Origin of the sequence: Arthrobacter roseus (assembly GCF_016907875.1) — a bacterium.
GTDB classification, from domain to species: Bacteria; Actinomycetota; Actinomycetes; order Actinomycetales; family Micrococcaceae; genus Arthrobacter_J; species Arthrobacter_J roseus.
On the sequence record NZ_JAFBCU010000001.1, the window covers coordinates 589,860 to 603,550 of the forward strand.

Annotated in this window: 10 protein-coding genes; 5 read left to right on the forward strand and 5 right to left on the reverse strand. The window is 62.1% G+C overall.

The genetic code is table 11. The annotated features are described in order from the left end of the window. Positions 1–35: 35 nt before the first annotated feature. Positions 36–1,451, reverse strand: a complete 1,416-nt coding sequence (locus JOE65_RS03080; RefSeq protein WP_205161855.1) for a glucose-6-phosphate dehydrogenase — start codon at positions 1,449–1,451, stop codon at positions 36–38. Between the two features lie 102 nt (positions 1,452–1,553). After that, on the reverse strand, positions 1,554–2,615 hold the full coding sequence (locus JOE65_RS03085; protein WP_205161856.1) for an FUSC family protein: 1,062 nt from the start codon (positions 2,613–2,615) through the stop codon (positions 1,554–1,556). Positions 2,616–2,741: 126 nt separating this feature from the next. Here JOE65_RS03085 and JOE65_RS03090 point away from each other — a divergent pair, with 126 nt between their 5' ends. Continuing rightward, positions 2,742–4,235, forward strand: coding sequence for a sugar porter family MFS transporter (locus JOE65_RS03090; protein ID WP_205161857.1), 1,494 nt, complete (start codon positions 2,742–2,744; stop codon positions 4,233–4,235). On the opposite strand, the gene JOE65_RS03095 is transcribed toward JOE65_RS03090, so the two are convergent. From JOE65_RS03095 to JOE65_RS03105, 3 genes are all read right to left on the reverse strand, one after another. After that, on the reverse strand, positions 4,232–5,146 hold the full coding sequence (locus JOE65_RS03095) for an aldose epimerase family protein (RefSeq protein WP_205161858.1): 915 nt from the start codon (positions 5,144–5,146) through the stop codon (positions 4,232–4,234). The genes JOE65_RS03090 and JOE65_RS03095 overlap by 4 nt on opposite strands. A 75-nt stretch (positions 5,147–5,221) precedes the next feature. Continuing rightward, complete coding sequence (gene gdhA / locus JOE65_RS03100) at positions 5,222–6,562, reverse strand: NADP-specific glutamate dehydrogenase (RefSeq protein WP_205161859.1); 1,341 nt, start codon at positions 6,560–6,562, stop codon at positions 5,222–5,224. Positions 6,563–6,742: 180 nt separating this feature from the next. Then, positions 6,743–9,640 carry an FAD-binding and (Fe-S)-binding domain-containing protein gene (locus JOE65_RS03105; protein WP_239536598.1) on the reverse strand — a complete coding sequence of 966 codons (2,898 nt, stop codon included), beginning with the start codon at positions 9,638–9,640 and terminating at the stop codon, positions 6,743–6,745. Positions 9,641–9,705: 65 nt separating this feature from the next. On the opposite strand from JOE65_RS03105, the gene JOE65_RS03110 reads away from it, so the two are divergent. From JOE65_RS03110 to JOE65_RS03125, 4 genes are all read left to right on the forward strand, one after another. Then, the gene (locus tag JOE65_RS03110; RefSeq protein ID WP_205161860.1) at positions 9,706–10,686 is read left to right on the forward strand and encodes an NAD(P)-dependent oxidoreductase; all 981 of its coding nucleotides are present in this window, start codon (positions 9,706–9,708) and stop codon (positions 10,684–10,686) included. A 38-nt stretch (positions 10,687–10,724) separates the two neighbouring features. Next, positions 10,725–11,162 (forward strand): SRPBCC family protein, encoded by a 438-nt coding sequence (locus JOE65_RS03115; RefSeq protein ID WP_205161861.1) that lies wholly within the window; start codon positions 10,725–10,727, stop codon positions 11,160–11,162. Positions 11,163–11,310: 148 nt separating this feature from the next. After that, the gene (locus JOE65_RS03120; protein ID WP_205161862.1) at positions 11,311–12,600 is read left to right on the forward strand and encodes an adenylosuccinate synthase; all 1,290 of its coding nucleotides are present in this window, start codon (positions 11,311–11,313) and stop codon (positions 12,598–12,600) included. A 67-nt stretch (positions 12,601–12,667) separates the two neighbouring features. Beyond that, positions 12,668–13,477 (forward strand): nitrilase-related carbon-nitrogen hydrolase, encoded by an 810-nt coding sequence (locus tag JOE65_RS03125; RefSeq protein WP_205161863.1) that lies wholly within the window; start codon positions 12,668–12,670, stop codon positions 13,475–13,477. The last annotated feature ends 214 nt before the right edge of the window (positions 13,478–13,691 follow it).

Sequence of the window (13,691 nt, forward strand, 5' to 3'; positions counted from 1 at the left end):
TCTACGGCACGGCCCAGCTGGTTACAAGGGTACTGCTACAGCTGAGTCTCGTTCCGCGATGTAGCCCAATCCTCCGGACCATTGGAACCTGCAGCGTACTCTTCGAGGGGGACTTTGTTCTCCGCCCAGGCGTTAACTACGGGTTCAACGATCCGCCAGCACTCCACCGCGGTGTCGGCGCGAACAAAGAACATGGCATTGTCCGTCAGGACGGCCTGGAGCACCTCTCCGTACGGCAACAGGTCCGTCTCGTTGAGCTGAGCCGACAGCGCTGCGCGATCCAGATGGTAGACATCACCCGGGCCGTTGACGTCTATTTCCAGTTGGATTTTCGCCGGACCCAAACCTATTCTGATCCGCGTTGGGGTATCAGTACCCGTGAACCCTGTCGGTAGATGGGGGAGGGGCTTGAACGTCACCATGGCTTCCATCTGATTTTTGGCCAGAGACTTTCCGGAACGGAGAATGATCGGGACGCCAGCCCACCGCGCATTGTTGATGTGAACTTCAAGCTCGGCCAGCGTCTCCGTATTGTTGTCCGGATCAACGCCCGGCTCATCGACGTAATTGGGGACGTCCCGGTCGCCAATTTTCCCCGCCGTGTAGCGGGCTCGGCGCGTAGTCTTCGCATAGTCGGGACCAACCTCGGCCGCACGGATCAGCTCGGCCACTCGGTCACGGACGTCGCGCTCGCCGAGTGTTGCAGGCTGATCCATGGTGATGAAGGCCATGACCTGCAGTAGGTGACTCTGCATCATGTCGCGCATGGCCCCGGTGGTGTCATAGAAGCCGGCGCGGCCCTCGAGGGTCAGATCCTCATCAAAGTAGATCTCCACTTTGTCCACGTGACGGTTGTTCCAGACAGGCTCCAACAGGTGGTTGGCGAAGCGGAGGCCCAGGATATTCAGGACGGTTCCCGTACCGCGGAAGTGATCCACCCGGTAAATATGATTCTCCGGCAGTAGCTTCTCAAGGGTCGCGGTGAGTTTCCGGGCAGAAACCTGGTCAGCACCGAACGGTTTTTCCATGACAAAGCGGGTGTTCTCAGGAACATCATCCGGCTCCAGCAGGTTGCAGGCCTTTTCCGTGATGGACGGTGGCAGAGCAAAGTAGACCGCGGCCGGTTGTTCCACCGCTTTGAGAACCTTCGCCAGTTCTTCCCTGGAGGTGACGTCCACTTGGTGGTACTCACTGTTTTTGGCTAGTCGTTCCAGGACCTGATGTTCATCTTCTTCGCTGAAGGATTCTTTGAGCTGATCGCGCCACTTGTCCTGCGGCCAGTCATCGTAGCCCGCGCCAACCAGGCTGATGTCCTGGGCGCCGCCCTGGGCTACGAGACTTGCCAGCCCGGGCATCAGGAGCCGGGCCGTCAGATCACCGGATGCTCCGAGGATGAGGAGCGTCTTGATAGCGGGGCTGTCCTCGCCGGCGGAGGAAGCTGAGGTGTCCATGAATTCATGCTCCTGACGAAAAGAAAGCGACTGGCCTGACTTTTCCCATGCTAGACCGGCCGTTGCACGGGAGGCCAGTGCATTGTTGAGGATCAGTGGAATCTATGGGCCGGGCGAGGTTGTGGTCTCCGGATGCAGCGCGGCGAGGGATTGCAGCACGCTCCCGGCGAGAACAGAATCCGCGCGGGGAAGAGACTCAGGCACGGCAGCAGTGAGCTGTTCCTGCATGTAGACGCCGCGCGTCCGGTTGGTGAAGACACGCGCCGTACTCTCGACGTCGTCGGCTGCCGCCCGCAGGAAACACGCATAGTCACCAGAAGATGGCTGAGCATCCCGCTCCGCGATGCGGTGGGATATCAGCAGTGTCGCCGCAACCAGGGCGTCAAGGTGGTCCAATCGCTCATCGAGTTTCTGCAGGAGTGCGGCCCGTCGCAAACCACGCACAGTGCGACGACGGATTCGGTGGGCGATCACTCGTATCTCAGATAGTTCGGCCAGCTGTGAACGTGCCTCTCGGGCCAGCACGACGGCGTCGAGAGCCGTCTGCTCATCGTCGTCCTCCAGCGCATCGGCAGTTTTGGTGAGGGCAGCCCGAACACTGCTGAGCACCCGTTGCACGGACTCTGAAACCAGCGCCACCGGGTCCGGCGTGAAGAACACTTGGCTGCCGAGCAGCCCCAGAACGCCGCCGATAGCGGCGTCGAGAATTCTGCTTCCCGGACTCTGTAGCGGCGGAAGTACCAGTACGAACAACGCGGAAGCGGCCCCTTGGATATAGGCCAGGCGACGCGAGTCGATAGCGGCCGCTGCACCCATTCCCAGCACGACGGCGGCAACCGCCTGCAGCAACGGGCCCCCCGGATCCACGAGGAGGATCAGTTCGCCGACTGCGACGCCGGCAACCACGCCTGCGAGCAAGTCCACCGCTTGCCTGGCACGCTCACCCTTGCCTCCTGCCAGACAGATGATAGCTGCCGTCGCAGCAAACACCGGAAAGGTATGCCCCAAGAGAGTCGAGGCGAGCCACCATGCCACACCGGCCGCGATCCCACACTGCGCAACCACTGGCAGAGCGTCGGACAGTCGCCGCCACGTTGATGCAGGGCCGGCCGCACGCGCCGTCGTCGTCAGCGCTTGCCGCAAAGGTATCCGCCGCTTATCCACGCAACCTCCCATTGGCGCGCGTAGGTTCGAGTGTGGCTTAAAGCTAACCACGGCGTTGCGGCGAGATGGAGTGCGCGCCTAGGGTAAAGGAAATAAAAGCATACTGAAGGGCTTCGGGAGGTTGTAGTGGAAGAGCAGAAATCAGGAAAAGGCGACGACGGAGGCGAACCGTACACCTCACTCGACCGGAAGCACACAACGCGAGTAGTCCTGATTTCGCTCGGTGCCGCACTTGGTGGTTTTATCTTCGGGTTCGACAGTTCCGTTATCAACGGGGCCATCGAAGCGATCACGGGCCAGTTCGGTCTGAGCCCGTTCATCACCGGGTTCGTGGTAGCCATCTCCTTGATCGGCGCCGCCGTCGGTGCTTGGTTCGGTGGGCCCCTGGCCAATAAATGGGGTCGTACCAAGGTGATGCTGATCGTCGGCATCCTCTTCTTTATCGGCTCGATCGGCTCTGCCTTTGCCTTCTCCGCCTGGGATCTGGCCATCTGGCGCGTTGTCGGCGGTTTGAGTATCGGTGCCGCCTCCGCCATCGTGCCGTCCTACATTTCAGAGATCTCTCCGGCAAAACTGCGTGGTCGGCTGACATCCCTCCAGCAAATGGCCATCGTCCTCGGTATTTTCATCGCCCTCCTATCTGATGACGCATTCGCAGGCGCGGCTGGCAGCGCCGACGCCGAGTTCTGGTTCGGTCTCGAAGCATGGCGCTGGATGCTCCTGACCGGGGTGGTTCCCGCCATCCTCTATGGTGTGCTCGCGCTGAAACTACCCGAATCGCCGCGCATGCTCGTGTCCAACGGGGACACGGACAAGGCCACCGAAGTTCTTGCCCATGTGCACGGCCGAAGCGATGAAGAAACCGAAGCTCTGGTTAGTACCATCCGCAAATCGCTGCGAAGCGACTCAAAGCCCTCGTTCCAAGACCTCAAGGGCGGAACGCTCGGACTGGTCCCCATCGTCTGGGTGGGTGTCCTTCTTGCCGCATTCCAGCAACTTGTGGGCATCAACGTCATCTTCTACTACTCGAACTCCCTGTGGCGCTCCGTTGGGTTCAGCCCCGAATTTGCGTCCAACGCCTCCGTGATCACCGCCATCACCAACGTTGTGGTCACCGTCGTCGCGATCTTCCTCATCGACAAGGTGGGGCGCCGGCCATTGCTGCTTGTTGGTTCCTCAGGGATGACCATCAGCCTGGTACTCATGGCCGTCAGTTTCCTCAACTCATCCATCGTGAACGGCGAACCGCAACTGCCGCAGCCTTGGGGCACTATTGCCCTGATCGCTGCGAACGCGTTCGTGGTGTTCTTCGCCGTCTCCTGGGGCCCCGTGATGTGGACGCTGCTCGGCGAAATGTTCCCCAACCAGATCCGCGGCCTGGCCGTGGGTATCTCGACTGCTGTCAACTGGACCGTGAACTTCATCGTGACGGTCACGTTCCCCGCCCTCAGCGAGATGTCCCTGCCCTTTACGTACTCGATGTACGCGTTCTTTGCGCTCGCATCACTGGTGTTCGTCTTCTTCAAAGTCCCCGAAACCAAGGGCATACCGCTGGAACAGATGTCCGACCGCTACAAGCGCGAACGCCGTAAGGCCGCTAAAAAGGCTGTCGGCGCCTAAGCCAACGGGTTGATGCCCCAGGTGGCTGAGTGGGTGTCCCCTGGATTCAGGATGATGAGGCACTTGCCGTTGTTGTACGCGTCTGGCGCGCAGGTCATAGGTTCCACTGCTAGGCCGGTCCGTCGTCGTTCTTCTTGGGGCAGCGTGTCTCCCGTGAAGATCTCCAGAAAAGGGTAAGCCTCGTCGACCCAGAGTTCCACGGCCGGACCGTCGGGGAGGGACAACCGCACACAGGCCAGGCCGTCGTCGTCGCGCTTCAAGTCTGTGTAGGCAATGTCGATCTGACGGTCTCCGATTTCCTGTTCGCTGCGGAGGTCATAGTGAGTCCCGTCCACGGGCTCTTCGCCAGTAGGGATTCCGACGTCGTCCACCGGCAGGTAAACGGAGCCAGGAACCCGGGCGTGGGCGGTGTCAATGGTTTCGGTTCCCACGCTGAGGTAGGGATGCGCGCCAGCGCCGTAAGGGCAGGCGGCGGCGCCGACATTGGTTGCGGTGGTGCGGACGGTGAGGCCGGACTCATCGAGCGTGTAATCGAGCTGGCACTCCAGAACCGCTGGCCAACCCGGACGCGAATGCAGTACGTAGCGGAAACTGGCTGCATTCTCGCTGTGACCTACAAGCTCCCAGTTGGACCAGCGGGTGAGCCCATGGATCGCGCCGCCAACGGCGGGCTCAGTCAGGTCGAGTTGCTGGGTGCGCTGTGCCCAACTGTAGCGGCCGTCCTTGACCCGGTTGGGCCATGGGATAAGGGACTGCCCACGGCCGCCGCTGCACTTCTCGGACTCGTCATAGCCGTCCAGAACGGGACGGTCGCCAACCGTGTACGTCCGGATGGCGCCGCCCACTTCTGTCAGCATGACCACCTGATCGCCGTGGCTGATCCGATACTGCGTACCTGTTGGTGGAATCACGATTTTCCTCCGTTGCGACGTTGGCTCTGCGACACTGGCTCTCATCGAAGCCTATCGCCGCAACGGGGACAGTTTCTAGATCAATCCCTGAGCCAGCATGGCATCGGCCACCTTGACGAATCCGTTGATGTTCGCGCCGGCAATGTAGTTGCCCGGCATCCCGTACTCCTCGGCCGTTTCAGCGCAGTTTTTATGGATATTGATCATGATTTCGGTCAAACGCTGCTCGGTGTAATCGAAAGTCCACGCATCTCGGCTGGCATTCTGCTGCATTTCAAGGGCGGACGTCGCCACGCCACCCGCGTTCGCGGCCTTCCCTGGGCCAAAGAGCACCCCAGCGTCCTGGAAAATGGCCGTCGCTTCATGCGTGCACGGCATGTTCGCGCCCTCGGCGACTGCGAGCAGGCCGTTTTTGGTGAGCCGAACTGCGGCCTCTTCGTCCAGCTCGTTCTGGGTGGCGCAGGGCAGAGCGACTGTGCCGGCGACGTCCCATACGGACCCGTCGGCAACGAACGTCACCGAAGATCCTCGCCGCTCAGCGTAGTCAGCGATCCGTCCTCGTTCCTCTTCCTTGATGAGTCGGAGAAGCTCGACGTCGATCCCGGCCTCGTCCACGATGTAACCGCTGGAGTCCGACGCCGTCACCACTGTGGCACCGAATCCCTGGGCTTTAGCGATGGCGTTGATGGCAACATTTCCAGACCCGGAGACGAGTACGCGTTGGCCCTCGAAGTCCTTGCCCGTGGTCTTGAGCATCTCCTGGGCAAAGAGCACCGCGCCGTAGCCCGTGGCTTCGGGCCGGACCAGGGAGCCGCCCCAGCCGATGCCCTTTCCGGTCAAGACCCCGGATTCGAAGCGATTGGTGATGCGCTTGTACTGGCCGAACAGGAACCCAATCTCACGGCCACCCACGCCGATGTCGCCGGCGGGCACGTCCGTGTATTCGCCGATGTGCCGGTACAGCTCGGTCATGAATGACTGGCAGAACCGCATCACCTCGGCGTCGGACCGACCGTGTGGGTCGAAGTCCGAGCCGCCTTTGCCGCCACCAATCGGCATCCCGGTCAGAGCATTTTTGAAGATCTGTTCGAAACCCAGAAACTTCACGATGCCAAGGTAAACCGACGGATGGAACCGCAGACCGCCCTTGTACGGGCCCAGAGCCGAGTTGAATTCGACCCTGAATCCACGGTTGATCTGGACGTTGCCGCCATCATCCATCCAGGGCACGCGGAAAATAATCTGCCGTTCCGGCTCGCAGATACGCTGCAGGATTGCAGCGTCAGCATACTGCGGGTGCTTGCGCGTTACAGGGTCAAGGGATTCGAAGACCTCGTTGACGGCCTGGTGGAACTCGGTTTCGCCGGGGTTCCGTTGAAAAACTTCATCTCGCACTTCGAGCAAATGGGCGTCCACAGGTGATTCCCTTCCTAGCTGTCCGCAGGCCTTATCCAAGACTGCCCGCTTGATGGGGAACACTAATTGCTCCGGCGCCTCAAGTGGAAGTCTGCCCGCAACACTTCGGAATATTGACGTAACGCCCGGTATCGGTTTTCGGTGGTTTGCGTGGTCGGATATGGGCTGTTGAGGACCTCGTCACTGTCCGTCAGGTTGGGGGTCGAGCAGCTCGGCCAGGTGCAGTGTGTGCCTCGCCGCGTCGAGTTGTTGGACCTGCATCTGGCAGCTGAATCCGTCCACCAGAACGGGGGTGTTCTGGCCGGTGGCGGTCAGGGCAGGCGCCAGCGCGTGTTTGGCCACGGCCATGCTGACTTCGTAGTGTTCAGCTTCGAAGCCAAAGTTCCCGGCAACCCCGCAGCATCCTGTGGCTTCGCGGATGTTCTCTACGCCGACGGCAGTCAACGCCCGCTTCTGCACGGCGGCACCGAAGGTTGAGTACTCATGGCAGTGTGTCTGCACTGTGACAGCCGACGGCGGGTTTCCGCCAGACCACTGCGGTGTCCAACCAGCGGCGCTCAGCTCGGTGATCGCCGTGGCGAAACTGCGGATTCGGGCAGCTACCCGCGTCGCCGCGGGCGTGTGGACCAGTTCGGGTAGGTCCTTGCGGAATGCTGCTGCACAGCTGGGCTCTATGACGATAATCGGGCGGTCCGTGCCGTCGTCGAGCGTTTCCGCGGCCTTGGCCAGGACTTTCTTCGCGGTTCCGAGTTGCCCGGTTGAAATCCAGGTCAATCCGCAGCAAGCATCGGCCGAACATTCAACCCGGTGGCCAGCCCCGGCCAGCACACGTTCCGCCGCGCCCGCCACCTGGGGACGAAAGCCCTTCGTGAAAGTATCCACCAGCAGGACGATGTCGGCTGCTGGAGAACGGGTTGCTTCCGTCGTCGTGCTCATTTCCTTGCGCCAGGCTCCTGCCGGTGCGAACCGGGGCAGCTGTCGCCGAGTGGTGAGTCCTGCTGCCCTGGCGGCGAGCTTGCCCAATGGACTTCCGAGGATTGCGTTGACCAGCGGAGTTACGTGCCCGACGACCGCGAGCCACCGCGGGAGCCAGCCGAGCGAGTAGTGGGACAGCGGGCGGATCCGGTGGCGGTAGTAATGGTCGAAGAACTCCGACTTGTAGGTGGCCATGTCCACGCCAACGGGGCAGTCCGTGGAGCAGGCTTTGCACGACAGGCAGAGGTCCAGGACATCCCGGACGTCGCGGGATTTCCAACCCTGCGCAACGGTCCGCGAACCGCTCACCATGTCCTGGAGTACTCGGGCACGGCCCCGGGTGGAGTCGCGTTCGTCGCCGGTGGCGCGGTAGCTGGGGCACATGACTCCGCCGGTTTCGTTTCGGCATTTGCCGATGCCCACACAGCCCTGGACTGCGTCGACGAACGGGTCAAGCTCCAGGTTGCTGCTTCCGGTTGGTCGGAGGTCGAAGGACGTCCGCCATTCGCGGTCCGGGACGCCTTGGAGCGCCAGATTATCCGTGACTTTCTGTGGTGCGGTGATCGAGCCCGGATTGAGCAGAGCGGCGGGATCCCAGATGGACTTGAAGGCCGAAAATGCGTTCATTACCTGTAGGGAATACATCAGGGGGAGCAGCGCTGAGCGGGATCGACCGTCGCCATGCTCACCGGAAAGAGAGCCACCATGCCGGACCACGAGCTCAGCAGCATCATGGACAAACGCTGCCATGATGGCACGGCCCTCAACGCTGCGCAGGTCGAAGGTCACGCGCACGTGCATGCACCCAGCGCCGAAGTGTCCGTAGAGGATGCCTTTGAGCTGATGAGTGTCCAGCAGCTTCAGGAAGTCCTCGAGGTAGTCGGCTAGATTTTCTGGTGCGACGGCGGAGTCCTCCCATCCGGGCCAGGACTGTTCGCCGGAGGGGAGGCGGGCGGAAAGGCCGGCGCCGTCTTCGCGCACGCGCCACAGCGAAGCCCGCTCGGCCACGTTCGGTACGGGCCGGCCTTCGAGGAGCCGTCCGTTACGCTCCAGACGCGCCAGCAGCTCATGGGATTTGGCGCTCACCTCGTCCGCAGTGTCGCCGTCGAGCTCCACATAAAGCCACGCTTTGCCCTCTGGTAGATCCGCCACGGAGTCCATTCCACGCCGGGCGCGCATCGTGTCCACAATGGCCTCGTCAATGCCTTCGATCGCAGCGGGGTGGAAGTCCAGAATTGTCATCACATCCCGGGCCGCGTCCACCACATTCGCATAGCCCAGGGTCAGCAGAAGCGTGGACGGCGGCACGGGAACAAGCCTGACAGCGACGGCGACGACAACGGCGCACGTCCCCTCACTGCCTACCAGTGAACGAGCCACGTTGAAGCCGTTCTCGGGCAGGAGGTGGGAGAGGTGATAGCCAGAGACCTGCCGCGGAATCCGGCCCAGTTCCAGACGGAAATCACTGAGATGGGCGCTCGCGAGGCCCCGCAGCTCAGCTTCCAGTCGTGAGGCTTCCCGCGCGGCGCCGTCATCGTCCGGATCGGTGGCGAGCAGCTCCGAGTCTGTGGCCGTGAGCCGGTGGCCGCTGGCGGTCACGACGTCGAGCGCAATAACGTGGTCCGACGTCCGGCCGTACCGCACGGAATGGTTTCCGCACGCATCGTTGCCCACCGCACCGCCCAATGCGGCTCGCGATTTACTGGACGGGTCCGGAGCGAACGTGAACCGGCCGCCCGTGGACTGCTGTATATCCTCCTGAAGGGATCCAATGACGCGGCCCGGTTCCACGACTGCCGTCAGCTCATCCGGATTCACCGAAACAACAAGGTTCATGTAGCGGGAGAAATCCATCACTACGCCCGTTCCCAAGGCATTGCCCGCCATCGACGTGCCACCTCCACGAGACGTGACCGGCAGGGAAGCGGCTGCACAGAAGCGGACCGTCGCAACGACGTCGTCCACGTTCCGGGGGAAAACGACGGCAGCCGGACGCTGATGGTAGTTCGAAGCGTCGTAGCTGTACTCGGAAAGTCGGCGCGTCCCAGCGTCGATCTCCACGCCGAGGGAGCGTAGCGGTTCGAAGCGGTCCGGGCCCGTCATGGTCCCATCGTGAGTGCCCATCCCGAGCGTTGTCAACAACTTGGTGCTGGGGTAGCGTTTCGAGCGTGCCACAGCCCAGCGGACGCCCCGTCGTCGTCATACTCTCCGCCCCGGATCATCAGCATCCCTACAATCTGGAGGCCATTCAGGAACTGGCCGACGTCCGGATCACCGACGCTGCAGGCCTGCAGGAGGCACTGAACGGCGCCGACATCCTGCTGCTCTGGGACTTCTTCTCACAAGCGCTGGAGTCCGTTTGGGCAGGAGCGCACCGACTCTCGTGGGTGCACGCCGCGGCGGCCGGCGTCGACTCCATCCTCTTCCCGGCTTTCAGGGACTCAGAGGTCACACTCACGAACGCGCACGGCATCTTTGACCGGCCCATCGCGGAGTTTGTCCTCGCCTCGATCCTCGCCCACGACAAACAACTGCACTACAGCAAAACTCTGCAGCACCGCCACGAATGGAAGCACCGCGACCTGCAGGGTACGCACGGCCGGAATGTCGTCATCGTAGGAACCGGTGGAATCGGCCGCGAAACCGCCCGGCTACTGACCGCCGTCGGACTTCACGTTGATGGGGTGGGCCGTACCGCGCGCACAGACCCCGACTTCGGCACCGTCCATGCCAGTACCGACCTCGCTCAGGCTGTAGCGAGCGCAGACCACGTGGTTCTCATCGCGCCACTCACCGAGCAGACGCGCGGCATGGTCAACCAAAACGTCCTCGCCGCGATGAAGACCTCGACCCACCTGATCAACGTTGGCCGGGGCGCGCTTGTCGACGAACCGGCCCTGATCCGTGCACTGCAGGACGGACATCTGGCGGCAGCTTCCCTCGACGTCGTCGCCGAAGAGCCGCTACCGGATAACAGCCCGCTATGGGACCTGGAATCGGTGCACATCTCCGCCCACCTCAGCGGCGACATCTACGGCTGGCGCGATATGCTCGCCGCCCAGTTCCTGCAAAACCTACGTCAGTGGACAGCCGGGGAGCCGATGGACCATGTAGTGGACAAGGCCTCCGGATTTGTCCCCGGAAAATAGGGGTTCCAAACGGCCGTTCAACAGAGGATGATGCAGCTATGACCATTGCATTTGAGACCGAAGAGACGGTCAACGCCGCGCGCACCGACGTGTGGGCACGCTTCACTGACTGGACCAGGGCCCAGCAATGGCTGCCAGGGGTGTCCAGCGTCAGCGCCGACGGCGAAACCACCGACGGAACCATCCTCAGGTTCAACTCCGAACATCACCCCCACGGCGAAGGGGCCACGGCCATCCTGCACGACGTCGTTCCGTTCCAAAAACTTACCCTCACCACCGTTTCCGGAGACGTGAGCGCGGACTACCGCTACAGCTTCACCGGGACAGGTAACGCCACACGCATTCTTCTGGTCGCCGACGTCGCCGTCACTGGAGACAGCGAATCCCTGGCCGAGAGTATCCGCGAACGCATCGCCAATGCCGAACGTCAACAGCTGGCGCTGCTGAAAAAGGCCATTGAAACGGAAATCCGCTAAACTTGGCGGGTAAGAGCCCCGCTACTCTTGCAGGAACCAGTAATTGGTCCGTGGAAGGATGCGGGGCATTTTCATGTTCGGCCCGGTCGTTTGCGGCAATGAACCTGCTGCCAACGGCGCTGAGCCGCGGAGAATGGGGGAGGATCCCATGCCAGCAATCGTGATCGTCGGAGCCCAATGGGGCGACGAAGGTAAAGGTAAGGCCACAGACCTTCTGGGGGGCCGCGTCGACTATGTCGTGAAGCCCAACGGAGGGAATAACGCCGGCCACACCGTCGTCATCGGCGGTGAAAAGTACGAGCTGAAACTCCTTCCTGCCGGGATTCTGAGCCCCAACGCCATCCCCATCATCGGCAACGGATGCGTGGTCAATCTGGAAGCGCTATTCGAGGAGATTGAAGGACTCGAGGCGCGCGGAGCCGACACCTCAAAACTCCGCATCTCCGCAAACGCCCACCTCGTGGCGCCTTACCACCAGATCTTGGACAAGGTCACCGAACGATTCCTGGGCAAGCGGGCCATCGGCACCACCGGTCGCGGTATTGGCCCCGCGTACATGGACAAAGTTGCGCGCCTGGGTATCCGTGTTCAGGACGTCTTCGATGAATCGATCCTCCGGCAGAAGGTTGAAGGATCCCTCCGGCAGAAAAACGAGCTGCTGGTCAAGGTTTACAACCGGCGTAATGTCCTCGTCGAGGAAGTTGTCGAATACTTCCTCGCCTTCGCAGACCGCCTCCGCCCGCTCGTCGTCGACTCCACCTACGTGCTCAACACCGCGCTCGATGAGGGCAAGGTAGTCCTCATGGAGGGCGGCCAAGCGACCTTCCTCGACGTCGATCACGGCACGTACCCGTTCGTCACGTCCTCCAACCCCACGGCAGGCGGCGCAAGTGTGGGGTCCGGCATCGGGCCAACCCGCATCACCCGCTGCGTAGGCATCATCAAGGCCTACACCACGCGTGTCGGTGCGGGCCCGTTCCCCACCGAACTTTTCGACGACATGGGGATCTACCTGCAGAAGACCGGCGGTGAATTCGGTGTCAATACCGGGCGTCCGCGGCGATGTGGTTGGTACGACTCCGTGCTCGCCCGGCACGCATCTCGCGTCAACGGGTTCACAGATTACTTCGTCACGAAGCTCGACGTCCTCACCGGGCTGGAAAGCATCCCCGTCTGCGTTGCCTACGACGTGGACGGCCAGCGCCACGACGAAATGCCCATGACCCAGACCGACTTCCACCACGCAACACCGATTTTCGAGTACTTCGACGGCTGGACAGAGGATATTTCCGGTGCCCGCAGCCTCGCAGATCTGCCGGTCAACGCGCAGAAGTACATCGAGGCCCTGGAACGTGTATCCGGCACCCGTATTTCGGCCATCGGGGTGGGCCCAGACCGCGAACAGACCATCGTGATCAACGACCTCATCACTAGCTAGTGCTGGCCTTTCTTCGGGTGTTTGTGGGTACGCTGGGAGAAAGGCGAAGGGGCAAAGGAGAGCAGTCGTGAAAGTCAGCGTTGGACAATTCAGGCCCACCGGAGACGTGGCGGAGAACGTTGCCACCATGCGTCGTCTGGCAGGGGAAGCGGCAACGTCCGGCGCGGAACTCATCGTGTTCCCCGAGGAATCGATGTTCAGTATCGGCCTGGTTGAGGGGCCGCTCGCCGTTGCTGTCAACGCAGCATGGTCTGGTTTTGTCCAGCAGCTCTCGTTTCTCGCAGCCGAAATCAACATCAGCGTGGTGGCCGGTGGGTACGAGGGCAGCGGCGAAGACCGTCCGTACAACACCCTCGTCATTGTGGACGCAACGGGCAAGATCGTGGGCACCTACCGAAAACTGCACCTCTACGATGCGTTCAGCTACCAGGAATCAACCCGCATCAAAGCCGGCGACGGTGTGCCCTTGGTGGTCCCCATCGGCGGACTCAACGTTGGCGTTATGACTTGCTATGACCTGCGGTTCCCCGAACTCGCACGCGAACTCGCCGACCTCAACGCGGACGTTATCTGCGTGCCTGCGGCGTGGTTCAAGGGCGAGCACAAGATCGATCATTGGGAGACACTGCTCAAGGCCCGCGCCATTGAGAACACCGTGTGGGTCGCGGCAGCCGGCACCTCCGGCGGGCACACAATTGGCCACTCAGTGGTCTTGGACCCGATGGGCCTGCCTCAGGCGTTCCTCAACGACGAAGAAGAGGGCACCGCGACGGCGGACGTCACGCGCAAGCGCATCGACGAAGTCCGGGAGTTCCTGCCCGTGTTGAAGAACCGGCGTTTCGATCGGAACAACCGCATCGTGGACGCCGCCCTTTAGCGTCTTTTTCCCGCTCCTCCCCGCTCTCCTCGCCCATGCCCGCGCTCCGCCCCGCGCTCCTTTCCGCCTCCCGCGCCCTTTTCCGTGCGAGGTCACCCCTTCGCTGCCGAGATCACCCCGCACAGGGGCTCCATGGCGGAGAAACCCCGATCTCGAGCCACGGAGTGATCGGTGGCGGGGGTGAAGTTGAGCGGGCGAGGCTCCACCTGCCGCC